This window comes from Luteitalea sp. TBR-22 (genome assembly GCF_016865485.1).
Taxonomy (GTDB): domain Bacteria; phylum Acidobacteriota; class Vicinamibacteria; order Vicinamibacterales; family Vicinamibacteraceae; genus Luteitalea.
This window is the reverse complement of sequence record NZ_AP024452.1, coordinates 5,651,396-5,676,883: the sequence shown is the minus strand read 5'-3', so window position 1 is coordinate 5,676,883 and position 25,488 is coordinate 5,651,396. Positions and strand designations below refer to the sequence as shown.

Annotated in this window: 29 protein-coding genes; 22 read left to right on the top strand and 7 right to left on the bottom strand. The window is 71.2% G+C overall.

What is annotated here, in order from left to right; genetic code table 11:
* Positions 1-27: 27 nt before the first annotated feature.
* Positions 28-234, bottom strand: coding sequence for a hypothetical protein (locus TBR22_RS23395; protein ID WP_239490256.1), 207 nt, complete (start codon positions 232-234; stop codon positions 28-30).
* Positions 235-339: 105 nt separating this feature from the next.
* On the opposite strand from TBR22_RS23395, the gene TBR22_RS23390 reads away from it, so the two are divergent.
* The 8 genes from TBR22_RS23390 to TBR22_RS23355 all read left to right on the top strand — a co-directional run bounded on the left by TBR22_RS23390 (position 340) and on the right by TBR22_RS23355 (position 6,467).
* The gene (locus TBR22_RS23390; RefSeq protein WP_239490255.1) at positions 340-900 is read left to right on the top strand and encodes a hypothetical protein; all 561 of its coding nucleotides are present in this window, start codon (positions 340-342) and stop codon (positions 898-900) included.
* The gene (locus TBR22_RS23385) at positions 897-1,295 is read left to right on the top strand and encodes a hypothetical protein (RefSeq protein WP_239490254.1); all 399 of its coding nucleotides are present in this window, start codon (positions 897-899) and stop codon (positions 1,293-1,295) included. The genes TBR22_RS23390 and TBR22_RS23385 overlap by 4 nt, the downstream gene beginning before the upstream one ends.
* A 156-nt stretch (positions 1,296-1,451) precedes the next feature.
* Positions 1,452-1,832, top strand: coding sequence for a DUF4870 domain-containing protein (locus TBR22_RS23380; RefSeq protein WP_239490253.1), 381 nt, complete (start codon positions 1,452-1,454; stop codon positions 1,830-1,832).
* A gap of 112 nt (positions 1,833-1,944) precedes the next feature.
* Positions 1,945-3,033 carry an Mrp/NBP35 family ATP-binding protein gene (locus tag TBR22_RS23375; RefSeq protein WP_239490252.1) on the top strand — a complete coding sequence of 363 codons (1,089 nt, stop codon included), beginning with the start codon at positions 1,945-1,947 and terminating at the stop codon, positions 3,031-3,033.
* 17 nt (positions 3,034-3,050) lie between these two features.
* Positions 3,051-3,515, top strand: coding sequence for a DUF3347 domain-containing protein (locus tag TBR22_RS23370; protein ID WP_239490251.1), 465 nt, complete (start codon positions 3,051-3,053; stop codon positions 3,513-3,515).
* Positions 3,515-4,819 (top strand): pitrilysin family protein, encoded by a 1,305-nt coding sequence (locus TBR22_RS23365; RefSeq protein WP_239490250.1) that lies wholly within the window; start codon positions 3,515-3,517, stop codon positions 4,817-4,819. The genes TBR22_RS23370 and TBR22_RS23365 overlap by 1 nt, the downstream gene beginning before the upstream one ends.
* Complete coding sequence (locus TBR22_RS23360) at positions 4,816-6,183, top strand: pitrilysin family protein (RefSeq protein WP_239490249.1); 1,368 nt, start codon at positions 4,816-4,818, stop codon at positions 6,181-6,183. Before TBR22_RS23365 ends, TBR22_RS23360 begins: the two co-directional genes overlap by 4 nt.
* A gap of 80 nt (positions 6,184-6,263) precedes the next feature.
* Positions 6,264-6,467: a hypothetical protein gene (locus TBR22_RS23355; protein WP_239490248.1), complete on the top strand. Its 204-nt coding sequence runs from the start codon at positions 6,264-6,266 to the stop codon at positions 6,465-6,467.
* Between the two features lie 123 nt (positions 6,468-6,590).
* On the opposite strand, the gene TBR22_RS23350 is transcribed toward TBR22_RS23355, so the two are convergent.
* From TBR22_RS23350 to TBR22_RS23340, 3 genes are all read right to left on the bottom strand, one after another.
* Positions 6,591-7,628 carry a S9 family peptidase gene (locus TBR22_RS23350; RefSeq protein ID WP_239490247.1) on the bottom strand — a complete coding sequence of 346 codons (1,038 nt, stop codon included), beginning with the start codon at positions 7,626-7,628 and terminating at the stop codon, positions 6,591-6,593.
* Between the two features lie 311 nt (positions 7,629-7,939).
* Positions 7,940-9,274 (bottom strand): amidase, encoded by a 1,335-nt coding sequence (locus tag TBR22_RS23345; protein WP_239490246.1) that lies wholly within the window; start codon positions 9,272-9,274, stop codon positions 7,940-7,942.
* 4 nt (positions 9,275-9,278) lie between these two features.
* Positions 9,279-9,653, bottom strand: coding sequence for a carboxymuconolactone decarboxylase family protein (locus TBR22_RS23340; RefSeq protein ID WP_239490245.1), 375 nt, complete (start codon positions 9,651-9,653; stop codon positions 9,279-9,281).
* Positions 9,654-9,886: 233 nt separating this feature from the next.
* On the opposite strand from TBR22_RS23340, the gene pyk reads away from it, so the two are divergent.
* On the top strand, positions 9,887-11,311 hold the full coding sequence (gene pyk / locus TBR22_RS23335; RefSeq protein WP_239490244.1) for a pyruvate kinase: 1,425 nt from the start codon (positions 9,887-9,889) through the stop codon (positions 11,309-11,311).
* Between the two features lie 150 nt (positions 11,312-11,461).
* Here the strand turns inward: pyk and TBR22_RS23330 are convergent, their stop codons facing one another.
* Positions 11,462-11,965: an SRPBCC domain-containing protein gene (locus TBR22_RS23330; protein WP_239490243.1), complete on the bottom strand. Its 504-nt coding sequence runs from the start codon at positions 11,963-11,965 to the stop codon at positions 11,462-11,464.
* Between the two features lie 277 nt (positions 11,966-12,242).
* Here TBR22_RS23330 and asd point away from each other — a divergent pair, with 277 nt between their 5' ends.
* From asd to TBR22_RS23270, 12 genes are all read left to right on the top strand, one after another.
* Positions 12,243-13,289 carry an aspartate-semialdehyde dehydrogenase gene (gene asd, locus TBR22_RS23325; RefSeq protein ID WP_239490242.1) on the top strand — a complete coding sequence of 349 codons (1,047 nt, stop codon included), beginning with the start codon at positions 12,243-12,245 and terminating at the stop codon, positions 13,287-13,289.
* A gap of 11 nt (positions 13,290-13,300) precedes the next feature.
* Positions 13,301-14,689 (top strand): lysine-sensitive aspartokinase 3, encoded by a 1,389-nt coding sequence (gene lysC, locus TBR22_RS23320; RefSeq protein ID WP_239490241.1) that lies wholly within the window; start codon positions 13,301-13,303, stop codon positions 14,687-14,689.
* Positions 14,689-15,372, top strand: a complete 684-nt coding sequence (locus TBR22_RS23315) for a 4-hydroxy-tetrahydrodipicolinate reductase (protein ID WP_239490240.1) — start codon at positions 14,689-14,691, stop codon at positions 15,370-15,372. The genes lysC and TBR22_RS23315 overlap by 1 nt, the downstream gene beginning before the upstream one ends.
* A gap of 102 nt (positions 15,373-15,474) precedes the next feature.
* A complete protein-coding gene (gene dapA, locus TBR22_RS23310) occupies positions 15,475-16,383 on the top strand; it encodes a 4-hydroxy-tetrahydrodipicolinate synthase (protein ID WP_239490239.1) in 909 nt (302 codons plus the stop codon).
* On the top strand, positions 16,380-17,231 hold the full coding sequence (locus TBR22_RS23305; RefSeq protein WP_239490238.1) for a 2,3,4,5-tetrahydropyridine-2,6-dicarboxylate N-succinyltransferase: 852 nt from the start codon (positions 16,380-16,382) through the stop codon (positions 17,229-17,231). Before dapA ends, TBR22_RS23305 begins: the two co-directional genes overlap by 4 nt.
* Complete coding sequence (locus TBR22_RS23300) at positions 17,219-18,220, top strand: M20/M25/M40 family metallo-hydrolase (protein ID WP_239490237.1); 1,002 nt, start codon at positions 17,219-17,221, stop codon at positions 18,218-18,220. The genes TBR22_RS23305 and TBR22_RS23300 overlap by 13 nt, the downstream gene beginning before the upstream one ends.
* Before the next feature lie 78 nt (positions 18,221-18,298).
* Positions 18,299-19,168, top strand: coding sequence for a TIGR00730 family Rossman fold protein (locus TBR22_RS23295; protein ID WP_239490236.1), 870 nt, complete (start codon positions 18,299-18,301; stop codon positions 19,166-19,168).
* A 3-nt stretch (positions 19,169-19,171) separates the two neighbouring features.
* Complete coding sequence (locus tag TBR22_RS23290) at positions 19,172-19,933, top strand: hypothetical protein (protein WP_239490235.1); 762 nt, start codon at positions 19,172-19,174, stop codon at positions 19,931-19,933.
* Positions 19,930-20,991 carry a hypothetical protein gene (locus tag TBR22_RS23285; protein ID WP_239490234.1) on the top strand — a complete coding sequence of 354 codons (1,062 nt, stop codon included), beginning with the start codon at positions 19,930-19,932 and terminating at the stop codon, positions 20,989-20,991. Before TBR22_RS23290 ends, TBR22_RS23285 begins: the two co-directional genes overlap by 4 nt.
* Positions 20,981-22,765: a hypothetical protein gene (locus TBR22_RS23280; RefSeq protein WP_239490233.1), complete on the top strand. Its 1,785-nt coding sequence runs from the start codon at positions 20,981-20,983 to the stop codon at positions 22,763-22,765. Before TBR22_RS23285 ends, TBR22_RS23280 begins: the two co-directional genes overlap by 11 nt.
* Before the next feature lie 44 nt (positions 22,766-22,809).
* Entirely contained in the window at positions 22,810-22,983 is a 174-nt protein-coding gene (locus tag TBR22_RS23275) for a hypothetical protein (protein WP_239490232.1), read from the top strand.
* Positions 22,980-23,459: a thermonuclease family protein gene (locus TBR22_RS23270; protein ID WP_239490231.1), complete on the top strand. Its 480-nt coding sequence runs from the start codon at positions 22,980-22,982 to the stop codon at positions 23,457-23,459. The genes TBR22_RS23275 and TBR22_RS23270 overlap by 4 nt, the downstream gene beginning before the upstream one ends.
* Before the next feature lie 134 nt (positions 23,460-23,593).
* On the opposite strand, the gene TBR22_RS23265 is transcribed toward TBR22_RS23270, so the two are convergent.
* Positions 23,594-24,028, bottom strand: coding sequence for a hypothetical protein (locus TBR22_RS23265; protein ID WP_239490230.1), 435 nt, complete (start codon positions 24,026-24,028; stop codon positions 23,594-23,596).
* Positions 24,029-24,280: 252 nt separating this feature from the next.
* Between TBR22_RS23265 and TBR22_RS23260 the strand changes: the two genes are divergently transcribed.
* On the top strand, positions 24,281-24,739 hold the full coding sequence (locus tag TBR22_RS23260; protein WP_239490229.1) for a hypothetical protein: 459 nt from the start codon (positions 24,281-24,283) through the stop codon (positions 24,737-24,739).
* A 45-nt stretch (positions 24,740-24,784) separates the two neighbouring features.
* Here the strand turns inward: TBR22_RS23260 and TBR22_RS23255 are convergent, their stop codons facing one another.
* Positions 24,785-25,453, bottom strand: a complete 669-nt coding sequence (locus tag TBR22_RS23255; RefSeq protein ID WP_239490228.1) for a DUF1080 domain-containing protein — start codon at positions 25,451-25,453, stop codon at positions 24,785-24,787.
* Positions 25,454-25,488 lie beyond the last annotated feature (35 nt).

Sequence of the window (25,488 nt, the reverse complement as noted above, 5' to 3'; positions counted from 1 at the left end):
CCGAGGCACGGCGGCGCGCCCCTGGGCTCACTTGTTGTCGTCCATCCACTTCTTCAGCTCCGGCGAGAGCCCTTCGAGCTCGCCCTCGGCTTCCTCGAAGTAGTCGCACTCGGGGCAGTGCCACTCGAGCGCGTGGCGCGTCGAGGTCTGCATCGTGCCGGCGATGCGATTGACCTGCTCGATCGGCTCCAGACGCATCGACTCCCCGCACATCGGGCATTCCTGTTTCTCCACGCGCACTCCCTCCCTGATGGGCCTATCGGCAGCAGGCCCGCACGCCTTGACAACCGGCGCGGGCGCTCCCCACACTACGCACTGCCGCACGGCACCCCGCAGGTCATGCACGACTACTACCGCATCGCCGAGATCTCGGGCGCGCGCCGCACGCGGGCCCGCGCCGTGCCCGCGTGGGCGGTCGTCCTGCATGCCATGCCGCCGGCCCGCCGCAACCCCGAAGGCGCCTCGGCGGGTGCGACGCTCCACCTCGTGCGTGCGCTCGAGCCGGAGCGTCCGTCGGAGCGTGCCCTTCGCGACGAGGTGGCGCTCGACTTCCCGTCGGTGCGGCAGGCCATCGATCAGGCGCGCCGGGATTTCGACGACGTCGAAGGTCCGGGCGTCGCCATGCACGTGGACCTCGCGCTCACGCCGCTGCAGGCGCGTCGGAGCGCGCGCGTGCCGCTGCGCCTGCACCTGCCGGCCGTGTGCGAGCCGTGCGGGGGCCGTGGCGAGGTGTGGGACGACCCGTGCACCCACTGCGGCGGCACCGGCGCCACCGTCGCGACGCGCTACGTGGTGGTGCGGGTCCCGGCGCATTCGGCACACGACACGGTGCTGCGCTATCGCCTCGCCTTGCCGTACGGCCCGCGCGTGCGCCTCGACGTGCGCCTCGCGGTCCGGTGAGTCGCGCGGCGCTCCACGTCCAGTTGCTGGGCCGCCTGTACGTCGTGGCCGGCTGGCTGTCGCTGCTGGCGTCGATCTCGCTCGTGCTGCTCGGCGTCGGCGCCGTCAGCCTCACCTCCCGCGCTGGCCCCGAGGTCGCAGCCAGCCTCGCCGCCGCCATCTTCTTCGGATCGGCCGTCGTCACGCTGGTCTGGGCGGGGGTGCTCATTTACGTCGGGTGGGGGCTCCCGCAGTACCAGCCCTGGGCGCGTCCCGCCGCCCTCGTGCTCGCCATCGTCAACGTGTTCGTGATTCCGTTCGGCACGGCCCTGTCGGTCTACGCCAGCTGGGTGCTCCTGCAGGAAGGGGGCAAGCGCCTGTTCGAGCGGGGCCAGGCCGGCGGTTCGGCAGTATGATGCCGGCGTCTGCAGACCCGTCGACGTGCGGCCCGTCCGCGCGGCGGGCTGTCGGTGTTCGCGTCGCGTCGGCACCGGCCAGGGCAGGACGGTGAGGCGCGTCAGCTGTTCGTCCCCTCTCGCGAACACGTTGAATCAGGAAGGAGCGCAACCCGCATGAACACCGTCGCCGAGAAGTCGTCCACCGGCCTTGACGCCAACATCGCCGCCGCCATCTCGTACATCCCCATCGTGGGGCTCGTCTTCGTCATCATCGAGAAGGGCAGCCGCTTCGTGAAGTTCCACGCGGTGCAGTCGCTGCTCCTGGCCGTGGCGTTCTTCGTCCTCTACTTCGCGCTCACGATCCTGGGCTTCGTGCTCGGGATGATTCCGGTACTCGGCATCATCGTGTCGTTCGCGCTCATCTTCGTGTACCTGGCTCTCGGCCTGGGCGGGCTGGTCGTGTGGGTCCTGGCCATCCTCAAGGCCTTCCAGAACGAGAAGTGGAAGCTGCCCTACATCGGCGACATCGCCGAGGCGCAGAGCGCGAACCTGTGATCAGAAGGCTCGCGCGTCAGGGCCCAAGGCTCAGAAAGCTTCGGCGTGCTCTCTGAGCCCTGAGTCCTGAGCCTCGAGGCCCCTCCGAGCCCTGAGCCGTTAGAATCAGGGTGTGAGCCTTCCGTCCGCTGAACAGGTCCTGGACGCGCTTCGCGTGGTGCAGGACCCCGACCTGCGCCGCGACATCGTGGCGCTCGATTTCGTCAAGAACGTGGTGATCGGCGCCGATGGTCGCGTGTCGTTCGCGATCGAGCTGACCACCCCCGCCTGCCCGGTCAAGGACCTGCTGAAGCAGCAGGCCCACGACGCGGTGGCAGCCCTGCCCGGCGTCTCGGCCGTCGACATCGAGATGACCTCCAGCGTGCGCACGAGTAGCGTGCCCGGCGGACCCGGCGGGCAGCGACAGGCGCTGCCCGGGGTGAAGAACATCATCGCGGTCGGCGCCGGCAAGGGCGGCGTCGGCAAGACGACCATGGCGGTCAACCTGGCGCTGGCGCTGTCGCAGCGCGGCAGCCGCGTCGGCCTGCTCGATGCCGACATCTACGGACCGAACGTCCCGATCATGCTCGGCGTGCAGGCGCCGCTCGAGACCGACGGCCAGAAGATCGTGCCCATCGAGCGGCATGGCCTCTGGACGGTGTCGATGGGGTTTCTGGCCGGCGACTCCGATCCGGTCATCTGGCGCGGCCCGATGCTGCACGGGGTCCTGCGGCAGTTTCTGCAGGACGTGGCCTGGCCGGCGCTGGACTATCTGATCATCGACATGCCGCCGGGCACCGGTGACGTCGCGCTCAGCCTGAGCCAGCACACGGCGGTGACGGGCGCGGTCGTCGTGACCACGCCACAGACGGTGTCAGTGGCCGATTCGCGCCGCGCCGTCCAGATGTACCGGAAACTCCAGATTCCGGTGCTGGGCGTCGTGGAGAACATGAGCTACTTCGCGTGCCCGTCGTGCCAGCACGAGACCGACCTGTTCGGGCGCGGCGGCGGCCAGCGGCTGGCCGAGGAGTTGCAGGTGCCCTTTCTCGGAGCCGTACCCGTGGCCGAGCCGGTGCGTTCGGGAGGCGACGTCGGCATGCCGATCGTGCTGAGCGCGCCCGAGCACACGGTGGCGCGGGCGATCAACGCCGTCGCGGAGCGGGTCGCGGCGCAGGTGTCCATCCAGGCGTTCCGGACCATTCCGCTGACGCCGGTGTCATGAGGACTGGAGTTTCTTCGATGCGCATGCCCGTAGTCGCAGCGGCCGTGCTGGCCGCCACCCTTGCCTTCCTGCCCCTCGGGGCGTCGGCGGTCGACCTCATCGCCGAGGTGGTCACGCCATACCTCGCCATCCAGGAGGCGCTGGTCAAGGACGACCTCGCACCCGTGGCGGCGGCCGCAGCGTCAGTCCAGAAAGGCGCGGAGGCCCTCGGCGCCGACGGTGCCGCCATCGTCGCCGCCGCGATCAAGGCGCGCGAGGCCAGGAGCCTGGAGACGGCCCGCGCCGCCTTCGGCGACCTCAGCACCGCGCTGATCGCCTTCGCGGACCGCACCAGGCAGCCCATCGAGGGCAAGGTCGTCGCGTTCTGCCCGATGGTCAACAAGTCGTGGGTGCAGGCCGACGGCGCCGTGGCCAACCCGTACTACGGCAAGTCCATGGCGACGTGCGGCAGCGTCCAGCGGAAGCTCTCGGCCACCAGGTGATGCACATTCCCTTCGTCCGCCGCACGCTCGCCAACGGCCTGGACGTGATCGTCCACGAGGACCACGACCTGCCGATCGTGGCCGTCAATCTCTGGTATCACGTCGGCTCGAAGAACGAGCGGCGCGGACGGACGGGGTTCGCGCACCTGTTCGAGCACCTCATGTTCGAGGGCTCCGCGCACCACGATCACGGCTTCTTCGCGCCTCTCCAGCGCGCCGGGGCGTCGCTCAACGGCTCCACGAGCTCGGACCGCACCAACTACTGGGAGGTGGTCCCGGCGGGCGCGCTCGACCTGGCCCTGTGGCTCGAGTCCGATCGCATGGGACACCTGCTGCCGGCGCTCACCCAGGCCAAGTTCGACAACCAGCGCGACGTCGTCCTGAACGAGCGCCGACAGAACTACGAGAACCGGCCGTACGGCATGGCCGGCATCGCCCTGGCCGAGGCCCTCTACGACGAGGACCATCCGTACAGCTGGCCGACCATCGGCTATCCGGACGACCTTCGCGCCGCCTCGCTCGACGACGTGCAGGCATTCTTCCGCACGTACTACCACCCGGCCAACGCCTCGCTGGTGCTCGCCGGCGACATCGATGCCGAGCGCGCCTTCGCGCTCGCCGACCGGTACTTCGGTGACGTCGCGGCCGGCCCCGTCGTGCCGCCGGTGGATGCGCCGGCGCCGTCGCTGGCCTCGCACGCACGCCTGCACCTCGAGGATCGCGTCGAGCTGCCGCGGCTCTATCTCGCGTGGCACTCCCCGGCGCTGTTCGGCGACGGCGACGCCGACCTCGACCTGCTGGCCGACGTGCTCGGCGGCGGCAAGACCAGCCGCCTGTACCGCGCGCTGGTGGTCGAGCAGGAACTGGCCACCGAGGTCACCGCGGTGCAGTATTCGCGCGAGCTGACGGGCATGTTCCAGGTGGTGGCCACCGCCCGGCCCGACGTGACGCTCGACCGGCTTCACGACGCCGTGCAGGCCTGCCTCGACGACGTCCGCGAGGCGCCGATCCGCGAGGACGAACTGCAGCGGAGCCAGGTGCAGGCCGAGGCGCACTTCATCTATCGCCTGCAGACCATCGGGGGCTTCTCCGGCAAGTCGGACCAGTTGAACGCCTACAACACGTATTGCGGCGACCCGGGCTATGTCGGCGAGGATCTGGCGCGCTACGGACGGGCCACGCCGGCGACCCTGCAGGCTGCCGCGGCCCGGTGCCTGTCGCAGCCGTACGTCGCGCTCGGAGTCGTGCCGACCGGCCAGGTGGCCCTGGCCCTCGCGGACGCTTCGCAGGCGGTGGTCCAGTGAGCGTCGACCGCCGGACGCTCCCTGTGCCCGAGCCGCCACCGGGCATCCGCTTCCCGCACCTGACCCGCAGCGAACTGGCCCCCGGCCTCCGGTTGCTCACCGTCGAGCGGCGCGACCTGCCGCTCGTGTGCCTGCTGTGGCTGTGGCACGCCGGCACGTCGGCCGATCTCGACGAGGCGCCAGGCCTGGCCGCGTTGACGGCCGACCTCCTCGACGAGGGCACCAGCGCCCTGTCGATGGCGCAACTGCACGAGGCCCTGGCGGGCATCGGCGGGCAGCTCGACACCGACATCGGGCACGACGCGACGGTGCTCACGCTGTTGGCCCTGTCCAGGCACCGCGAACGGGCGGTGGAACTCTTCGTCGACATGGCCGAGCGGCCCAGGCTCGATGCCACCGACATGGCGCGGGTGCGCGGACTGCGGCTCAACCGCCTGCGGCAACTGCGGCACTCGGCGTCGGCCCTGGCCGACCTGCTGTTCATGCGCCGGTTGTACGGGCCGCATCCGTACGGCCGTCCCGGGATCGGCACCGAGTCGTCGCTGCAGCAGTTCACGGTCGAGGACGTGCGCAGCTTCCACGCGCGACTCGCCTCGACGCCGGCCACGCTCATCGTCGTCGGCGACATCTCGCACGACGAGGCCATGCGCCTGGTGGGGCGCCACGTCTCGGCCACCCCGCGCGTGGGCCACGCCGATCCGCCGGTCGCCTCCTCCACCGACGGGCATCGCCTGCTGTTCGTGCCGCGCGAGGGCGCCGCCCAGTCGGAGCTGCGCATCGGGCGTGTCGCGATGCCGCGCAAGTCCGACGACTACCATGCCGCCGTCGTCACCAACATGCTGCTCGGCGGAGCGTTCGTCAGCCGCATCAACATGAAGCTGCGCGAGGAGAAGGGCGTGACCTATGGCGCCCGCTCGTCGTTCCAGTTCCTGCGGCAAGCCGGGCCGTTCTCGGTGCAGGCCAGCATCCAGTCCGAGGCCACGGCAGAGTCGGTTCACGACGTGCTGGTCGAACTCGACGCCCTCGGGACCTCCCGGCCCGTCACCCCGGAAGAACTCGAGAGCGCCCGCGACGCCCTGACGCGCGGATACGCGCGGGGCTTCGAGACAGCGGAGCAGGTGGCGCGCGCCGCCGCCCAACTCGCCCTGTACGAGCTCCCCGAGGACACGTTCGACAGGTTCTCGGAGCGGGTCGCCGCCGTGACGGTCGAGGACGTGACCGGCGTCGCGCGGCGCTGGCTGCGCGCCGACGACATGCAGGCGGTCGTGGTCGGCGAGCCCGCCACCTCGCTGGTGGGCCTCGGGGCGGTCGGCCTCGGCGCCCCGGAGCATCGCCTGGCCGACGACGTGCTCGCGCACCGGTAGGTCGGGAGTACTATCCCTCCGAGGGTGAACCTGGCGCGGCCGGGCTCCGTCTCACCCCACGTCGTGGAAGGATTGTCCCGATGAGCCTTGCGAGGACCACGCTGAGCCTCGCCGGCGTCGTTGTCGCGCTTGCGACGACGCTCGCCGTCGCCACGCTGTGGCTGCTGCTCACCCAGCCGGTGACGGTCGCCGATGCGGTGGCGCGCGGCGACGTGTCGCCGCTGATGTCGGCGCTCGCGGGCATCCTGAGCAGTGCCGTCAGGGGACTGCTCGACTACCTCTGACAATTCGAAATTTGAAATTCGAAATGCTCGAGGCGCGGGCCTTCGGCCACGCGCCTCGGGATGCCGCGTGCGAGCGAAGGCCGGAGGCCAAGCCGCCCGGAATTTCGACTTTCCAATTTCAAATTACAGGGATCGGCTCAGGAACCTGGTCAGCCAGTACCCATCCAGGTACTTGAACGGCGTCTTGCCGGTGCTGTAGTGCCCGCAGGGCAGCACGGCGAGCTCGTGGGGGATGCCACGGGCGCGGAACTCCTGCACGAACGACCTCGACAGCCGCAGCGGGAAGGTCAGGTCGTACTGCGCGTACACGAGCAGCGTGCGCGTGCCGCGCATCCGATCCATGAACGGATACGGGCTGATCGGCGCCCAGATGTGACGCAGGGTGTCGAGGTCGACGTGGCCGTCCAGGCCGGCGCGCACGTGCCTGGTCGACAGTCCTTCCCACACCACGTCGGCGAAGTGCGGCGAGATGTGGTTCAGCGCCGCGGCCTTCACGCGCGGCTCGTGGGCCGCCGTGAGCATCGAGAGACAGGAGCCCAGGCTCGTGCCGCAGATGCCGATCGACGTGTAGCCCTGCTGGTGGAGGAATCCCACCGCCCGCCGGGCGTCGAGCACGGCCTGCCGGCACACCTGGAGCGTGCGCCCGACGTTGCTGCTCACGATGTAATCGGCGCGCTGCAGCTCCGGGGGCATGCGCCAGTCGTGGTACGGCTTGCTGAGGCGCAGCGCCGTCAGCCCGGCGCGGTTGAACAACTTGCAGAGCCCGACGTGGCCCTCGGCGTCCGAGTTCCACTGCGGCATCACGACGACGGCGCGGCCCTTGTCGGCCCTGGCGCGGTACAGCCGCGCGTGCACCACGTTGTTCTCCGCGTGCGGCGTGACGATCTCGCTCGCGTACCGCAGGTGGCCCTGCCGGTCGAGGTCGTACTCGGGCGCGTCGGTGCTCGCGAAGAACGTGTCGCTGTGCGCCACCGCCCACTCCGCATACCGTCGCAGCACGGCCGCGGGATCGGAGGTGGGGACGTCGGTGTCTGGCGCGCCCGGCGAGTGCGGCAGGTCGTGGAGCCAATCGAGGCCCCAGTCGAACTCGCGGACGATGCGGTCGGTGCTGCGGTTGTGGAGCGCCTCCTCCCAGCGGTGGAAGGCCCAGCGGAAGATCACCGGGTCAGCGTACGTGAACAAGGGAGGAGGGACAAGGCACGAGTCACAAGGGATGCAAGTGACCGGGGACAAGGAGACGAGTCACAAGGGCTGCACGTGACGAGGGACAAGACAGCCCGCAGACGGGGACGGCGGGGTCAGGGACGCCCGGGGGGTACAGCGACGGGAGGCAACACGGGACGAGACGCGCCAGGGCGTCACGCCGCGTCCGTGCGGCTCATCCCCTGGGGCTCCTGCCTCGTCCCTTGTCGTCCGTGTCCCCTGTCACTCGCAACCCTTGTGACTCGTCCACTCGTCTCTTGTCCCTCGGGCTACGCGCCTCCGTTGGCCAGGACCGCCTCCACGGTGCGGGCGATGGCGACCAGCGATGCCGTGTCGCGTCCTACCAACTGCAGGCTGGCCATCCAGCCGCCGTCCACCTCGCCGGCCGGCATCACCAGCGCCGGCGAACGCGACAGGTTGAAGGGCTGCGTGAGCCGGAGCATCGCCGCCCGCGTCGGTTCGTCGCCGTGCGGCCAGTGGACGTCCGCCTGTCCGAGACGCGGCGGCGTGATCGCCGAGCCGGGCAGGGCGAGGACGTCGACGCGGGTCAGCAGGTCCGCGACGTCGGCCTCGATGCGGGCCCGCGCCTCGTGCGCACGGGCCCGCTCCTCGTCCGAAGGGCGGGCGGCGGTCTCGAGGCGACCACGCACGGCGGGCGTGTAGTCCTGGGCGTGCACGGGCAGCCGTGGCCGGTGGAAGTCGAGCGCCTCGCTGATGACGATCGTCCCGTAGGTCGGCACGACCAGCGGCGCCGACGCCAGCGGCACGTCCTCGCTCGCCGCGCCCGCCGCGGTGAGGCGGGCGATTGCCTCCGCCACGCGCCGACCGATGCCCGGATCGACGACGCGCCAGCCGAAGTCGCGCAACACGCCGATGCGCAGGCCGCGGACGGGGCGTGCCTCCGGGAGCGCGGCCAGGGTTGCCGAGGTCTTCAGGCCCTGCAGGGCGATCCACGCGTCGTCGACGCTGGTGGCGAGCGGACCCACGCAATCGACGGTGGGACTGAGCGGCACCACGCCCTGGAGGGAGACCTCGCCCCACGACGGCTTGAGCCCGACGAGGCCGCAGGCCGCAGCCGGGATGCGAATCGACCCGCCGGTGTCAGAGCCGATGGCCACGTGGCTCATGCCGGTGGCGACGGCGACGGCGGCGCCGCCGCTGGAGCCGCCGGCCGAACGCCCACCGTCACGCGGATGCCGCACGGGGCCGAACCCCGAGTCCTCGCTGGTCGTGCCCAGCGCGAACTCGTGCATGTTCGTGCGCCCGAGGAACACGACACCCTGCGCGCGCAGGTGGGCCACGCAGGGCGCATCGGCCTGCGCCACGGCCGTCATCGAGCGTGAACCGGCGGTCGTCACGACGCCCTGCTGGTCGAGGAGATCCTTCAGCGAGATCGGGATGCCGTGCAGCAGTCCACGATCGTGCCCCTGCCGGAGCGCCTTGTCGGCCGCGTCGGCCTCCCGGCGGGCCGCCTGCTCGTCGAGGTGGATGAAGGCGTTGGTGGCCGGCTGCCACGTGTGGATCTGCTCGAGACACGCCTCGACGAGGGCGCGCGAGCGGGTGCGGCCCTCACGCAGGGCCCGTGCGGTGTCGCGGATGGCCATGCGCTTACGCCTTTCCGTCCGTCTCGCCGGGCACGCGCTCCGCGGCGATCTCGTCGAGGGTGGCCATCGCGCGCCGCAGGTGCGGGATGACGATCGACCCACCGACCACCAGGCCGATGTGGAGCGCCTCGCGCAGCTGCTCGTCTGACAGCTTCTCCTCCTTGCAGCGGATCAGGTGATAGGTCACGCAATCGTCGCAGCGCAGCACGAGGGAGGCCACCAGCCCGAGGAGCTCCTTGGTGGGGACGTCGAGGGCGCCCGCGTCGTAGGCGCGCGTGTCGAGCGCGAAGAAGCGCCTAGTCTCGAGTGGCCCGACCTCGAGGATGCGGGCGTTCATCCGTTCGCGGAACTCGCGGAAGCGCGTCAGGTGGTCGGACATGGGGGAACACGATACAAGAAGCTGGGCACCGGGCACCGGGCACCGGGGGGCGGGAGTCGGGAGTCGGGAGTCGGGAATCGGGAATCGGGAGTCGGGAGTCGGGCAGCGGGCAGCGGGCAGCAGCGGCGGTCGCGTTCATCCCGTATGCCTTGCGCCGTCTGAGCCCTGAGCCCTGAGCCCTGAAGCCCCGCGCCGGGCGCCCGAGCCCGACTGCTACACTGCTCGACAGCCGCATGCGACAGACCCGCATCATCGCCACGCTCGGCCCGTCGAGCGCCACACCCGACGGCGTTCCCGCACTCATCGCCGCCGGTGTCGACATCTTCCGGCTGAACTTTTCGCACGGCACGCACGAGCAGCACGCGACCGCGCTGCGGCTGGTCCGCGACGCGGCGGCGAAGGCCTCGCGGGCGGTCGCCGTGCTCCAGGATCTGAGCGGCCCGAAGATTCGCACCGGGCGGCTGGTCGGCGGGCAGTCGATTCCGCTGGTGGCGGGGCAGCGCCTCCGGATCACCACCGGCGACGACGAGGGCCGCGAAGGCCATGTCTACACGACGTTCGCCGGCCTGGCGCAATCGGTCGGCCCGGGCATGCGGTTGCTGCTCGACGATGGGAACCTCGAGCTGCGGGTGGAGGGTACCGACGGCACGTCGATCGAGACCACGGTCCTCGTCGGCGGCATGCTCGCGCAGCACAAGGGCATCAACGCGCCCGACGTCGTGCTGCCGGCCTCGGCGCTCACCGAGAAGGACGTCGCCGACCTGCGCTTCGGCGCCTCGATCGGCGTCGACCTGGTGGCGCTCAGTTTCGTGCAGACGCCCGAGGACCTCACGCAGACGCGCGCCGCCCTGGCCGCTGCCGGCGCCCCGGCGACCTCACTCATCGCCAAGATCGAGCGGCCACAGGCCGTCGAGCACCTGGAGTCGCTGCTGCCGCACTGCGATGGCGTGATGGTGGCGCGAGGCGACCTGGGCAACGAGGTGCCGCTGCACAGCGTGCCGCGGGCGCAGAAGGTGATCACGCAGCTCGCCCAGGAGGCGGGCAAGCCGGTCATTGTGGCCACCCAGGTGCTCGAGTCGATGCGCACCAACCCACGCCCGACGCGTGCCGAAGTGAGCGATGCGGCCAACGCGGTGGACGACTCGGTGGACGCGGTGATGCTGTCGGGCGAGACGGCCAGCGGGCAGTACCCGGTGGAGGCCGTCAAGGTGCTCGACGCCGTGATCCGCGACGCCGAGCGCACGGGCGTCAAGCCGCGCGCGACCTTCAACGCCGGCGTGCTCGGCGTGCCGCACAACCGCGCGCTCTGCGAGGCCGCCGTCACGCTCGCGCGCGCCGGCGACGCCGCCGCGATCGTCGCCGTGACCCGTGAGGGCAAGACGGCGCGCGTGCTCGCGGCCTTGCGCCCGGAGACGCCGGTCTACGCCGTCACGGCCGACGACCGCGTGGCGCACCGCCTGATGCTGCACCGCGGGGTGGAGCCCATCGCCGTCGGCCCGGACCTGCTCGGCAACCCCGGTGGTGCCGAAGCCCAGGTCGAGCGGTACCTGCTCGAGCGGGGCGTGCTGCGGGCGGGCACGTCGATCGTGTTCGTGAGCATCAACGCCGACCTGACCCGCGGCGACGCCAACTTCCTGCGGATCCGCCGCGTCGGCTGACCGCAGGTAGGGCGCCCTCTCCGACTTGTCCCACCGGAGCCTTGGCGGAGGTGGACCGCGCCGTCAGCCAGCCAACGGCGGGGTGGCTTGCCCTGAGCGGCGTCCAAGGGGACACCCCGCCCGACCTGGCTCAACAGCCCCAACGCGGTCCTATCGAGGCGCGTCTTCGCCGGACTGACGCCGTTCCACCAGCGCCTTCAGCGAGCCCAGGGCCGCGCTCCAGCCGGCGTTCACGATGCGGTAGAAGCGCCGCCAGCGGGGGCTGTCGTCGCAGCCATCGAGCTGGAAGCGGAGGCGCGTGCCCGCTGCGATTGGCTCGCAGAGCACCTGCAGCGCCATCGGGCCGACGGGATCGCGCGTCGGCGGCAGCCAGTAGGCGTCGGCCAGGAAGAACTCGCGGCCCGGACGGACGTCGATGACCGTGCCGTGGAAGACGCCGCCGAGGGGGCCGAGCAGCGGGTCGGCGTGCCCGGTGGTCGCCCATTCGAGCGCGTAGATGCCGAGCGGCCGTGGCGAGGTCACCGACCTGAGCACGTCCCACCAGGCCTGCAGGTCGTCGGGCGAGAAGAACGCCGCGAACACCGCCTCTGGCGGGGCCGCGATCTCCACCACGCAGTCGAACGCGGCGGGGTCGGGCGAGGTCGTGCGGCTCATCGGCCGGAGTATGACACGCGCCCGCCCTTGCAACCGGTTGCGCGGGCCGCGTACCCTATTCGAGCTGTCGCGCACGCGACGGCTCGCTCCCATGACGCGCACCATTACCATTACCGTGACCACTCGAAAGCGGGAACTCGATTCCGCGCGCGGGTGGCTCGTGTACGCGTCCTGAGCTGAGCAGCTCTCATCAACAAGCGTACGTGCTCCACAAAAACCCGCCGCGCGGCCCGCGCAGGCGGGTTTTGTCGTTGAAGGCGGACGAAACGAGGAATCGATGTCGTCTCGAGTAGCAGTGGGCGTCCTCGGCGCCACCGGCACGGTGGGCCAGCAGTTCGTGCGGTTGCTCGCCAACCATCCGTGGTTCGAGGCCACGTGGCTGGCCGGATCCGAGCGCTCGTCGGGCCGGAAGTACGCCGAGGCCTGCAACTGGAAGCTCTCCACGCCGATGCCCGACGCGGCAGCCGCCAGGGTCGTGCAGGAGCCGGTGCCGGGGCAGGGTCCCAGGCTCGTCTTCTCGGCCCTCGACGCCAACGTCGCCGGCGACATCGAGAAGGCCTTCGCGGCAGCCGGTCACCTGGTGGTGAGCAACGCGCGCAACTACCGCATGGACCCGCTGGTCCCGTTGCTGATCCCCGAGATCAACCCGGACCACCTGCAGCTGGTGCCGAAGCAGGCCGAGGCCTACGGCTGGAAAGGCGGCATCGTCACCAACTCCAACTGCTCGACGATGTTCCTGGCGATGGCGCTGGCGCCGCTGCGGCAGTTCGGCCTCACGACGTGCAACGTGGTGACGCTGCAGGCCGTGTCGGGCGCAGGCTACCCGGGCGTGCCGTCGCTCGACATCCTGGGCAACATCATCCCGTTCATCGGCGGCGAGGAGGACAAGCTCGAGATCGAGCCGCAGAAGATCCTCGGCAGCCTGGCCGGCACCCACGTGGAGCCGCATCCCGTCGTCGTCAGCGCGCACACGACGCGCGTGCCGGTCATCGACGGCCACTCCGAGATGATCTCGGTCGGCTTCGACCGCACCGTGGCGGCGGCCGACATCCGCGCCGCCTTCGAGGCGTTTCGCGGCGTGCCGCAGGAACTCGGCCTGCCGTCGGCGCCGAAGCAGCCGCTGGTGTACCTGGAGGCGGAGAACCGGCCGCAGCCGCGGCTCGACGTCGAGCGTGACGGCGGCATGGCGGTGTTCCTGGGACGGTTGCGGCCGTGTCCCGTGCTGCAGCACAAGTTCGTCGCCCTCGGCCACAACACCGTGCGTGGCGCGGCCGGCGCGGCCCTGCTCAACGCGGAACTGATGCAGGCCCAGGGCCTGGTGTAGGAGGACGCGCCATGGTCGTCATGAAGTTCGGCGGTACGTCGGTCAAGGATCGGGAGGCCATCGCGCGCCTCGCCGCCATCGTTGCCCGCGAGCAGGCACGCACGGGCACGCCGGTGGTGGTGGTGTCGGCGATGTCGGGCATCACCGACCAACTGCTCGACGCGGTCGCGGCCGTCGAGCGCGGCGATGCCCCCGGCGCCGCGCAGAAGGTGACCGTCATGCGGGACCGCCATCGCGCGGCGGCCGAGGCGCTGCTGACGCGGGGCGACGTGCGCGACGAGGTGATCGACGCGCTCGAGCGGCAGTGGCGGGACACGGCGCAGATCCTCCACGCCATGGCCGTGCTGCGCGAGGTGTCGCCGCGGTCGCGCGATGCGGTGGTGGCGATGGGCGAGCTGGCCAGCTCGCAGCTGGTGGCCGCCGCGCTCACCGAGCTCGGCACGCCGGCCCGCTTCGTGGATGCACGGACGGTGCTGGTCACCAGCGCCGACCACGGGATGGCGCAGCCGGACCAGGCCTCGACCGCCGCGCGGCTGCACGAGCGCGTGCTGCCCCTGGTGCGCGAGGGGCTCGTGCCCGTGCTCGGGGGCTTCATCGGCGCCACCGCCGACGGCATCACGACGACGCTCGGCCGCGGCGGCTCCGACTACTCGGCGTCGCTCTTCGGCGCCGGGCTCAAGGCGGCCGAGATCCAGATCTGGACCGACGTGGACGGCATGCTCACTGCCGATCCGCGCGTGGTGCAGGGCGCGCGGCCGCTGCCGTCGCTGTCGTTCGCCGAGGCGTCGGAGCTGGCGTACTTCGGCGCCAAGGTGCTGCACCCGAGCACGATTGCGCCGGCGGTGACCGACGGCATCCCGGTCAGGATCCTGAACTCGCACCGGCCCGAGGTCGCCGGCACGACGATCACCGCCAACCCGCCGCTTCCCGAGGCCCCGCTCACCGGCCTGGCCTGCAAGCGCGACATCACGGTGGTCGACATCCGGTCGACGATGATGCTGGCTGCCTACGGGTTCATGCGGCGCGTCTTCGAGGTGTTCGAGCGACACCGGACCTCGGTCGACGTGATCACGACCTCCGAGGTGAGCGTCTCGATCACGATCGAGGACCGGCGCGCCATCGAGGGCATCGTCGCCGACCTGTCGGCGTTCGCGGAGGTGGGCGTGGAGAACGAGATGGCGCTGCTGTGCGCCGTGGGCGAGCGCCTGCGGCTCGAGGCCGGCCTGGCGGCGCGCGTGCTCGGCGCCCTCGACGAGTTCCCGTTGCGGATGGTGTCGCAGGCAGGGGCGCGGCGGAACCTCACGGTGGTGCTGCCGCAGGCCCAGTTGCAGGCGGCGATGGCGCGCGTGCACGAGCGGTTCTGCCTCGAGCCCGCGCCGGTGCCCGAGGCGGTGGCCTGATGCGCATCATCCTGTTCGGGCATGGCCGCATGGGTCGCCTCGTGGGCGTGCATGCTGCCGATCACGACGGCGAGGTCGTGGGCGTGATCACCAGCCGCAGCACGCCCGAGGACTGGGCCGCCGCGGCCGGCGCGGGCGCCGACGTCGTCATCGACTTCGCCACCGGAGAGGCGCTGGAGGCCAACCTCGAACGGCTGTGCGGCCTGGCGCCGACCCTGGTGCTGGGCAGCACGGGGTGGGGCGCGTTCGAGCCGCAGGCGCGCGCCATCGCGCAGCAGCACGGCCGGGGCGTGGTGGCCGCGTCGAACTTCTCGGTCGGCGCCTACCTGATGGAAGCCGCGGTGCGGGCCCTGGCGCCGGCCATCGAGTCCCTCGACGACTACGAGCCCTTCCTGCACGAGGCGCATCACTCAAAGAAGCGCGATGCGCCTTCCGGCACGGCCCTGCAGCTGCTCGGCGCGATGCGGCAGGCCGGCCTCACGCGCCACGTCGACGTGTCGGCGACGCGCGCCGGCCACATCCCGGGCACGCACACCGTCGGCGTCGACGGGCCGACCGAAGCCGTCACCGTGACGCACCTGGTGCGCGACCGCGCGACCTTCGCCCACGGTGCGCTGCGCGCCGCGCGCTGGGTGCAGGGCCGCACCGGGTGGTACTCGATGAAGGACGTGCTGGGGATCTGACGGTTAACGTTTAACGTTTGACGTTAACCGTGACTCCCGACTCCCGACTCCCGACTCCCGACTCCCGACTCCCGACTCCCGACTCCCGTTATCCTTACCCCCATGACCCCACGACGTCCCTTCACCGGCTGTGGCACTGCCCTGGTCACGCCGTTCACCGCCAACGGCCGGGTCGATGAGGCCGGGGTGCGCCGCCTGGCTCGACGGCAGGTCGAGGCCGGCATCCACTTCCTGGTCCCGGTCGGCACGACGGGCGAGGCGCCGACGCTGTCGGCCGCCGAGAAGCGGGCAGTGATCGCCGCGGTCGTCGACGAGGTGAAGGGCGTCGTCCCGGTGCTGGCCGGCGCGGGCGGATACGACACCGCCGAGGTGATCGAGGCCGCGCATGCCGCGGCCGACGCCGGCGCCCAGGGGATCCTGTCGGTGTCGCCCTACTACAACAAGCCGACGCAGGAAGGCATCTACCAGCACTACGCGTCGATTGCGGCCAACACCAACCTGCCGATCGTGCTCTACAACGTGCCGGGCCGCACGGGCAGCAACATCGAGCCGGCGACGACCGAACGCCTCGCGCAGTTGCCGCAGATCGTCGGGATCAAGGAAGCGTCGGGCAACGTGTTCCAGATGGCCGACGTCCGTCGCCGCGTCCCGAAGGAGTTCCTCGTGCTGTCGGGCGACGACACGCTCACCGTGCCGTTGATGGCCATCGGCGGCGAGGGCGTGATCTCGGTGGCGAGCAACGAGGTGCCGGCCGACATGGCGCGGATGGTCGAGGCGTGCGAGCGCGGCGACTTCGCCGCAGCGCGCGTCATCCACGAACGCCTGCTGCCGCTGCTGCAGGCCAACTTCCTCGAGTCCAACCCCGGCCCCGTCAAGGCCGTGATGGCGCTCGCGGGCCTGCTCGACCCGGTGTATCGCCTGCCCATGGTGGCGCCGACGAGCCACACCCTCCAGACCTTGCGCCGCATCGCCCTCGACCTGGGCCTGCTGGCAGAGACCACGTCCGCATGAGCATCGAGACATTGCGCCACGACGTCGAGCGGCTGTGGGCCGCCGGCGCCGCGGCGTCGAAGGAAGAGGGCCGCGAGGTGTTCGCGCGGCTGCGCGCCGCGCTGTCGGCAGGTATCGTCAGGGCGGCCGCGCCCGATGCCGCCTCTCCCACGGGGTGGGCCGTCAACAGCTGGGTGAAGCAGGGCATCCTGCTCGGCTTCCGGTTCGGCGACCTGGTCAACGCGTCGATGGATCACGGCAAGTGGCCGTTCTTCGACAAGGACACCCTGCCGCTGCGGTCGTTCGACGCCGGCAGCGGCGTGCGCCTGGTGCCCGGCGGGTCGTCGGTGCGCGACGGCGCGTACCTGGCGCCGGGCGTGATCGCGATGCCGCCGATGTACGTCAACATCGGCGCCTACGTCGGCGAAGGGTCGATGATCGACTCGCATGCGCTGGTCGGCTCGTGCGCGCAGGTCGGCGCGCGGGTCCACGTCAGCGCCGCGGCGCAGATCGGTGGCGTCATCGAGCCGGTCGGCGCGCTGCCGGTGATCATCGAGGACGAGGTGCTGGTCGGCGGCAACACCGGCATCTACGAGGGCGCGGTGGTCAAGGCCCGCGCGGTCATCGGTGCCGGCACCATCATCACCGGCTCGACCCCGGTGTACGACCTGCCCAACGGCCGCGTCATCAGGCCCGAGGACGGCCAGCCCCTGGTGATCCCCGAGGGGGCCGTCGTCGTGCCCGGCGCGCGTGCCGTCACCGAGGGGCCCGGCGTCGAGTGGAAGCTCTCGCTGGCCACGCCCGTCATCGTCAAGTACCGCGACAGCCGCACCGACACGCGGACCGAGCTCGAGCGATGGATCCGCTAGACGTCGTCGCCCTGACGCGGCGGCTGGTGGACGTGGAGAGCACCACGGGGCAGGAGGCCGTGGTGTGCGCGATGGTCGGCGAGGAACTCGAGCGCCGCGGCTATGCCGTGACGCGGCAGGTGGTCACCGACCGGCGGGTCAACATCCTGGCCACCGTCGGGACGCCGGAGGTCGTGTTCTCGACGCACATGGACTGCGTGCCGCCGTTCTCGCCGAGCCGGCTGGAGGGCGAGCGCATCCACGGGCGCGGCAGCTGCGATGCCAAGGGCATCCTCGTGAGCCAGCTCGCTGCGTCGGAAGCCTTGCGTGCCGCAGGCGAGACGCGCGTCGGCCTGCTGTTCGTGGTCGGCGAGGAGCGCGGCAGCGATGGCGCCATGATCGCCGACCGCCTGTCGACGGGGGTGACGCGCTACCTCGTGAACGGCGAGCCGACCGAGGGCAAGCTGGCGCTCGGCCACCGCGGCGTGGTCCGCGTGAAGCTGCACGCGAAGGGGCGCGCGGCGCACTCCGGTTACCCGCACCTCGGCGAGTCGGCCATCGAGAAGCTGCTCGACGCGCTGGCGCAGGTCCGCGCCATGGACCTGCCCGTCGATGCGGTGCTCGGGCCCACGCAGGTCAACATCGGCGCGATTGCCGGCGGCCTGGCCCCCAACGTGATCGCGCCCGAGGCGACCGCCGACCTGCTGTTCCGCATCGTCACGCCGCACGAGCAGGTGATGGCCGCGCTCGAGCCGATCCGGCCGCTGGTCGACGTCGAGTACGTCTATCACGTGCCGTTCCTGCACATGGCGACGCTGGAGGGCTTCGAGAGCGAGGTCGTGGGGTACACCACCGATGCGCCGCTCCTCAACGCCTGGGGCACGCGGCTGATGTACGGCCCCGGCTCGATCCACGTCGCGCACACCGATCACGAGTCGGTGGCCATCGCCGATCTCCACCGCGCCGTCGACGACTATCAGCGCATCGCCAGGGCGCTTCTCGCGTCCTGACGACCGGCAGGGATCCGGCACGGCCGGGGCGCGCTGGCGCTCCGGCTCGGGTCGCCTGTAGCCTGTAGCCGCAGCCCTATGAGCAGCCAACCCCTCGCGTACCTGAACGCCGAATTCCTGCAGAGCGACGATGCGCGTCCCCTGCGCATCCTGTCGGAGTACTTCGAGCCTCACCGCCGGTTCACCGAGGAGGGCATCAAGGACACGGTCGTGTTCTTCGGGTCGGCGCGGGTCAAGGCGCGCGCCGAGGCCAGACGCGAGCTGCAACTGCTCAAGGTGCGTGGCAAGTCGACGGCGCAGGCCCGCGCCACCCGGGACGAGATCCGGCGGGCCGAGAAGGCCGTCGAGTGGGCCAGGTACTACGAGGATGCGCGGACGCTGGCGCGCCTGCTCACCGAGTGGACCGCGGAGCTCGACACCGAGATGCACCGGTTCGTGGTGTGCTCGGGCGGCGGCCCCGGCATCATGGAGGCGGCCAACCGCGGCGCGCACGAGGCCGGCGGCAAGAGCATCGGCCTGAACATCAAGTTGCCGTTCGAGCAGGGGCCCAACCCCTTCGTCAGCGACCGCCTGCACTTCGAGTTCCACTACTTCTTCATGCGGAAGTTCTGGTTCGCCTACCTCGCCAAGGCGCTCGTGGTGTTCCCCGGTGGCTTCGGCACGCTCGACGAGGTCTTCGAGCTGCTCACGCTGGTGCAGACCCAGAAGCTCTCGAAGGAGCTGAAGGTGATCCTGTACGGCACCGACTACTGGGACCAGATTCTCGACTTCAAGCCGCTCGTCGAGTGGGGCGCGATCCACCAGGACGACCTGAAGCTGATGGATCGCGTCGACACGCCGCGCCGCGCGTTCCAGGTGCTGCGCGAGCACCTCGAGACGCACCATCTGCGGCCGGAACTGCCGCAGGCGGGGCCCCGCAAGCCCGACATCGCCAAGACCCGGGGGTGATCGATGACCCTGCTCGAGGCGTTCCGCGCGCTCTCTCCGGACACCGACGGCAACCCCACGGCGGCGGCCGCCTTCGAGGTGGTGTACGAGGAACTCGAGCGGCTCTCACGCAGGTTCACGTTCGACGACGGCATCCGGGAGGACGCCTTCGCCGAGACGGCCATGAACATGCTCTACGGCGGCTCGCGCACCTCGGGCGCCCTCGAGTGCGATTCCGACGCGCGCGTACGCGGATTCCTGCGCCGCTCCTTCTACCACATGGCCGTCCAGCTCTGGCGCGCACGGCGTTCGCTGGCCGAGGACACCATCGACGACGGCGATCACCCGATCGCGCTTGTCGACCTCGCGCTGAGCGCAGAAGAGGCGCTCACCCAGCCGGACCTCATGCGCGAGGCCCTCGCCATCGAGCAGCGCTTCGTCGAGCAGGTGGTGCCCGCCTGCGCGGAGACCTTCAAGCAGCCGCAGGCGCGGCGCGATTTCGTCGTCGCCGTCACCCAGATGCGGGCGCTCGCCTACAAGACCACGACGATCGACGACGTGGTGCTCGAGGCCACCGGCCGCACCGGCGCGGCCGCCGAGGCGACCGTCCACAAGCGTCACCAGCGGGCCCGCGTCCGGCTGGCGGACTTCATCGCCGCCGAGGCGGCCGCCGGCAGGCTCACGGCCGAGGAAGCCGACCGGTTGCGCGGCTGTGTCAGTTTCCTGCATCGCCGCGCGTCCAGCGCCAAGGAGGCCGCCCGCGCGGCCCAGCGTGAACAGCGATGACGACCACGACGACCCCGCACGACGCCCTCGCCCTCCTCGGCCTGCCCGGACTGACCCTCGCCGACGAGGGCACGCACCTGCAGTGGGCCACCTCCACGCAGAGTCAGGCGCTCGGGAAGGGCGACGTCGCCGCGCTGGCCTTCTCGGCCCTGGCGGCGACCGGTTTCGTCGACGTGCCCTTCGCCGACGTCAGGCACGGCACCCTTGGCCGCCTCGATGCCGCCATCTCCTCGCCCGCCCTCGGCGTGATCCGCCTGTCCGCGCCGGCCGACCTCGACCTGCACGTCCATGTGCCGGCAGGCGTCGCCCGCGACGAGGTGCAATACGTGCCCGAGGAGGACGCGGGTACCGCCTACGTCGACCTGGCGCGTGCCGCAGCGGTGATCGTGCGGGCTGGCGCCGACGCCGTCCTGCTGCGCCTGACCAACGACGGCGTGTCCGTGCACGGCGTGACGCCACCCGAGGCCTGCCTGTCGCCACTGCAGTCCATGCCCTCGGTGGAGACGTGGGCCGGGGCGTGCCGGGACGGCTGGCTCGCCGAGCAGGTCGCGCCGCTGGCCACGTCGGGCGACCCGTGGACGCACGTCGTCGCCGCCGGCATGCTGGCCCGTCTTGCCACGCCTGCCGATGCAACCGAGGCCCGCGCCTGGCTGGCTGACGTCCGCGCCGGCCGTGCCGACGCGAGCGTCGTCGCGCCGCGTCGCTGGGCCGCCTCGTTGTCGGCCGACGACCGCGCTGCCCTCTCGCGCCAGGCCGTCGCCGAGTGCGCGTCGCTCTGCCTGGACATCGAGGACGTCGAGGACGACGTCCACGCGTCGGCGCCCGGCTGGGACGACGAGGTGAGGGCGTTGGCACACCGGCGCGACGACCTCGAGGCCGTGCTCGTGCTGCTCGATGCTGCCAGCGCTGCCGACGATCTCAGGCTGGCGCTCGTCGAGGTCGATCGCGCCGGCTTCCTGCTCGGCCTCGCCATCCCGCATGGATCGGGCCTGCAGGACGAGCGCCTCAGGCGCGCCGGGCTGAAGGACCCCGGCGCGTGGTGGGCCCTTGCTGCCTGAACTCGTTCGCGGGCGCGCGGACCGCGCGGCTCGCGCGCGGCTGCGCCCCGTGCTCGGGATCGGCCCCTGGTGCTGGCCGACCGATGCCGCGTCGCCGGCCGCGGCCCTCGCTCGCGACATCACGGGACTGCCGTCGCCTCCCGCGGCGGCGATCGGCACCATCGCCGGCCTGAGCGTCGAGCGCACCTGCGGCTTTGCGTGGATCCTGCACACCGGCGCCGCGTTACGGCGAGGGCCGGAGGTCGGCACCACCACTCGCCAGTCGTGGGACGCCGCGTCGCTCGCGCTGCCGCGCTCGGTGCCATTGTTGTGGCAGTCGGTGAACGCCGCGCACGCCGGCGCGCTGCACCTCCTGCCTGTCGGCGCGCACCTCACCGAGCCCGGGCAGGCGCCGCCGTGCGACGTGGTGTCCGGCCCTTCCTTCGGCCTCGCGCTGTTCCTCCTGCAGGCGTCGCTCGTGTTCCGCGTGTCGCTGCCGGGGGACCTCGTGGCCAGCGCCGCCGTGGCGGCCGACGGGCGCGTCGAAGAGGTGGACGGGCTCGATGTGAAGCTCGCCACGATACGCGCGCTCCTGCCGAGCGTCACCCGGGTGCTGGTGGCGGCGTCCCAGGTCAGCGACGCCGAGCGCCATGCGGGACCTCTCGAGGTGATCGGCGTGCATGGCACGTCGCAGGCACTCGAGCACGTCTTCGGAGATCGCCTGGCCGGCCTGTTGCTGCAGGAAGGCCTCGACGGAGAGCGCCGACGCAGCCTGTGCGAGTGGTTCTTCCGCTTCGCGCTGGAAGGGCGCGGCGAGCTCGTCGACTGGTCGCCCATCGCCGCGGCGGCCTCGCGCGCCCTCGCGCAGTGGCCCGACCTCACCGCCGATCAGCGTTTCCAGTTGGCGTTCGCACTCGGCATCGCCGAGCGCCACGAGTTCAACGCCGGCTCGTTGCCGGTGCCCTCACCCGCGCAGCTGGCGGCCCGGCCCGCGCACCTGCGGCTCCATCTGCTCGCGCACCTCGTCCAGCAGTCGGCCGACAGCGGCACGCCGGCCCCCGACACGCTCGTGCCGCTGCTGGATCGCTTCGCGCAGCCGGACCTGCACGAGGGTCACCCGATGGCCTGGCGCGTCGAGGGCGCCCGCGCCCGCCTGCTCGCGGTCACGGGGCGGCCGATCGAGGCACTCCGACGGCAGGAGGCCCTCGCGCGCACGTACTACGAGGCGCTGCTCTACCGCGACATCTCGTTTCCGCTCGCCGAGTGGTTCCGGTTGGCAGGCGCCACCGGTGACCACGACGCGTTCGCGCGGGCCGACGCGATGCTCGCCTCGATCCTGCCGCTCGGGCCGTTCGGCTTCCAGGGCCAGGCCTACATCGACCTCGCGCGCTCGCGCGCCGCGCTGGCCCTGGGCGTGCCCGACCGTGAGCCCGCGCGCGCCGTGCTGGCCGGACTGGCCGGTGATGCCGCCGGTCCCCAGCACGTGCGATGGGCCGCAGCGCGCGCCTGGCTGCGCGCCACCGACCCGGCGGCGCCGGCCGCCGCAGCGCTCCGCGGCATGCTGGCGCGCGAGGCCGCCGTGGCCCAGGACCGTCGATCGACCCATCCCCACGCGTCACAGGTGGCGCACGCGCTCGTGCGCATGGACGACGCGCTGGCGGCCGCGGATGATGCCGCTGCGCAACTGGCCCTCGACGACCTCGGCAGGCTCCAGCCGGGCATCGTCGATCACCTCATGCGCGCCGCCGGTGGCCTCACCCCGGCGACGTACGTGGCGAGGTACTTTCCGTATTGACTCCCATCCCTTCCCACGACTGTCCCGACTGCGGCGAGCCGCTCGTGCATGTGCACACCGAGGTCGGCTCGGGCGCGTTCCGGACGCAGGCCGTGTCGATGCCGCAGATGCCCATCCACTTCTACGATTGCCCCGAGTGCGGCACGTGCTGGAAGTTCGCGACCCGGCTGCTGCCCGACCCGGTGAGGCAGATCGCCCGCGACGCGCAGGACCAGTGAAGACGGCGCTGCGGTGCCTCGTGGTGGCGGCACTGGTGTGCCCGTCGCCGTCGATGGCGCAGGTGCCCGGCGAGACGTTCGACGCGCTGGTGGCGAAGGTCGTCGATGGCGACACGATCGACGTGCGCCGGGCCGGTGGGCACGCGACGATCCGCATCCGGCTCGATGGCATCGACACGCCGGAGCGCGGCGAGCCCTTTTCGTCGGCAGCGACGCGGTTCACACGGGCCGAGTCGTTCGGGCGCACCGTTCGCGTTCGCGGAACCGACGTCGACCGCTACGGGCGCCTGGTGGCGCGCGTGACGAGGGAGGGCGCCGACCTGAGCGTGTCGCTGGTGCGCGCCGGACTCGCGTGCGTGTATCGCAAGTACAGCCGCGACCCTCTGCTGCTTCGCGCCGAGGCGGAGGCGCGCTCTGCCGCGCGTGGCCTGTGGGGGACCACGCCGCAGCCGCGTTGCGTCGAGCAGGCGAGGTAAGTCCCTGCTGTGCTTGTGTCCTTCGTGGAGCCATCCGCATAATGCGGAACGGGCTCCGCCTCGTGCGAGGCAGAGCCCGTCCCTGGCGCAGGTGCGACTGCGCCGTGTACCTCATGCGTCACCGTACGGTGACGTTACTTCTTCTGGTCGAACTGCACCTTGGTGGCGATCAGCACGTCGCCCGCCCCCTCGGTGTAGTGCACGGTCACGAGCGAGCCGGCCTTGGTCGCCAGGCCCGACACCTGTTCCTGCGCGCCGACGACCTTGGTGGCGTCGGTGTAGCGGAAGCGCTGTTCCTTGTCGTCTGCGCCCTTGATGAAGATGGCCATGCCGTCGCTGTCGACGCGCACGAGCCGCCCCGTCAGGGTCTTGGCCTCGGCCTTGGCGTCGTCCTCGAGCGGCGTCACGCCGATCGACGGCTTCGGCTGCTCGGTCGTCGGCTCCTGCTGCGTCGTCGGTTGCTGCGGCGCCGGCAGCGGTGTGGTCGTGGTGGGCGCCTGGGCGAATGCCGGGGCCCCGAGGGCGGTCACGACGACGAGCGTGGCGAAGGTGCTGGTGAGCTTCTTCATGATGTTGCCTCCGTGTATGTCGCGCATCCGTGGACGCCCGAGCGGGGCGTCCATCGTTTCCGTGTCAGGTCCGGTTCCGCCCGGTACCTGCCACTTCTGAAGGCAAGGCCCATGCCCGTTCGTGCGGATTGGCGCAAGTCACTGGTCATCAACTGCTTGCGCGATGAGCGCGACCGTGGCGGGTGCCGCGGGCAGGACGTGGCGTCGCGTAAGAATTGCTGGTCCGGTGGAAGGAATTTCCTCGTCCGTGCGGTGCTGCTGTGCCTGGGGCTCTGCGCTGGCGTGACCGCCGGGGCGGGTACGCGCGAGGACACGCTGCAGCGGGTGGTGGACGATCTGCGCGAGCGGCTGGGCATCAGTGCCGCGGTGACGGTGTCGATTGTCGAGCGCGACCCGCGGCTGGTCTCGATCCGCCGGGATGCAGCCGACGGGCGCACCTTCTCCCTGACGGTCCAGCGTGACTTCGTGGAAGGCCTTGGCGGGGCCCAACTCGAGGCGGCGCTCGCGCACGAGCTCGGGCACGTCTGGATCTACACCCACCACCCCTACCTGCAGACCGAGGAGCTGGCCAACCGCGTGGCGATGCGGGTGGTGGCGCGCGAGCAACTGATCGAGGTGTACCGCGGGGTGTGGGGCGCCGATGCGCTGCACGGCGGCCTGGCGGCCTTCCTCGGCATCGAGGAGGCGGGCGCCAGGCCAGCACAGAGGTAGGGCGCGCCCTTCGACTTCGCTCAGGGCAAGGTGCGCGCCTCTCGCCTACTTCAGTTCCTTGATACGGATGTTGCGGAACTCGACGTAATCGTTGTGGCCAAGGAAGCCGATGTGGCCGCTGGTGCGCAGCAGGCCCGGGTGCTTCTTGAGCACGGCCGGGTCGGTGACCGTCGCGAGGTCGGCGTCGAGGATCGTCTGGCCGTTGAGCACGACGGTGATGCGCTTGCCCCTGGCCGTCACCTCCTGCACGTTCCACTCCCCGCCGGGCTTCTGTGCGCCCTTCTTCGCGGCGATCACGTCGTACACGCTGCCGTGGAACTGCGAGTCCTTGAGCTTGCCCCACTTCTCGGCGAGCGCGGCCTTCTCGTCGAGGATCTGCAGCTCGATGCCCTGGTACGCAGCGTCGCCTTCCTTCGGGGCGCGAATGCCGAGGCCGTTGTTGGATCCTTCGGGCGGCAGGCGGAACTCGAAACGCAGCACGAAGTCGCTGTATTCCTTGTCGGTGAGCAGCTTGCCGCCGCCCCCCTTGGCGCAGACGATCATCCCGTCCTTGACCATGTAGCCGTCGCCGTGGCCGCCGATGAGCGTCCAGCCGTTCAGGGTCTTGCCGTCGAACAGCGGGGTGAAGCCGGCCTCGGCCTGTTGGGCGCGCGCCGGCACGGTCATGACGGCGGCGAGGGCGAGGGTGGACAGCAGGGCGGTACGACGATGCATGGCAACTCCTTGGCGAAGGAAACGGTCGATGCTGC

Bases quoted from the DNA above. Each gene is read 5' to 3' on its own strand.
- TBR22_RS23390 (WP_239490255.1), top strand. From the start codon at position 340: ATGCACGACTACTACCGCATCGCCGAGATCTCGGGCGCGCGCCGCACG.
- TBR22_RS23255 (WP_239490228.1), bottom strand. From the start codon at position 25,453: ATGCATCGTCGTACCGCCCTGCTGTCCACCCTCGCCCTCGCCGCCGTC.
- pyk (WP_239490244.1), top strand. From the start codon at position 9,887: ATGCGACAGACCCGCATCATCGCCACGCTCGGCCCGTCGAGCGCCACA.
- dapA (WP_239490239.1), top strand. From the start codon at position 15,475: ATGACCCCACGACGTCCCTTCACCGGCTGTGGCACTGCCCTGGTCACG.
- TBR22_RS23380 (WP_239490253.1), top strand. From the start codon at position 1,452: ATGAACACCGTCGCCGAGAAGTCGTCCACCGGCCTTGACGCCAACATC.
- TBR22_RS23355 (WP_239490248.1), top strand. From the start codon at position 6,264: ATGAGCCTTGCGAGGACCACGCTGAGCCTCGCCGGCGTCGTTGTCGCG.
- asd (WP_239490242.1), top strand. From the start codon at position 12,243: ATGTCGTCTCGAGTAGCAGTGGGCGTCCTCGGCGCCACCGGCACGGTG.
- TBR22_RS23295 (WP_239490236.1), top strand. From the start codon at position 18,299: ATGAGCAGCCAACCCCTCGCGTACCTGAACGCCGAATTCCTGCAGAGC.
- TBR22_RS23305 (WP_239490238.1), top strand. From the start codon at position 16,380: ATGAGCATCGAGACATTGCGCCACGACGTCGAGCGGCTGTGGGCCGCC.
- TBR22_RS23315 (WP_239490240.1), top strand. From the start codon at position 14,689: ATGCGCATCATCCTGTTCGGGCATGGCCGCATGGGTCGCCTCGTGGGC.
- TBR22_RS23330 (WP_239490243.1), bottom strand. From the start codon at position 11,965: ATGAGCCGCACGACCTCGCCCGACCCCGCCGCGTTCGACTGCGTGGTG.
- TBR22_RS23285 (WP_239490234.1), top strand. From the start codon at position 19,930: ATGACGACCACGACGACCCCGCACGACGCCCTCGCCCTCCTCGGCCTG.
- TBR22_RS23265 (WP_239490230.1), bottom strand. From the start codon at position 24,028: ATGAAGAAGCTCACCAGCACCTTCGCCACGCTCGTCGTCGTGACCGCC.
- lysC (WP_239490241.1), top strand. From the start codon at position 13,301: ATGGTCGTCATGAAGTTCGGCGGTACGTCGGTCAAGGATCGGGAGGCC.
- TBR22_RS23365 (WP_239490250.1), top strand. From the start codon at position 3,515: ATGCACATTCCCTTCGTCCGCCGCACGCTCGCCAACGGCCTGGACGTG.
- TBR22_RS23340 (WP_239490245.1), bottom strand. From the start codon at position 9,653: ATGTCCGACCACCTGACGCGCTTCCGCGAGTTCCGCGAACGGATGAAC.
- TBR22_RS23345 (WP_239490246.1), bottom strand. From the start codon at position 9,274: ATGGCCATCCGCGACACCGCACGGGCCCTGCGTGAGGGCCGCACCCGC.
- TBR22_RS23290 (WP_239490235.1), top strand. From the start codon at position 19,172: ATGACCCTGCTCGAGGCGTTCCGCGCGCTCTCTCCGGACACCGACGGC.
- TBR22_RS23300 (WP_239490237.1), top strand. From the start codon at position 17,219: ATGGATCCGCTAGACGTCGTCGCCCTGACGCGGCGGCTGGTGGACGTG.
- TBR22_RS23370 (WP_239490251.1), top strand. From the start codon at position 3,051: ATGCGCATGCCCGTAGTCGCAGCGGCCGTGCTGGCCGCCACCCTTGCC.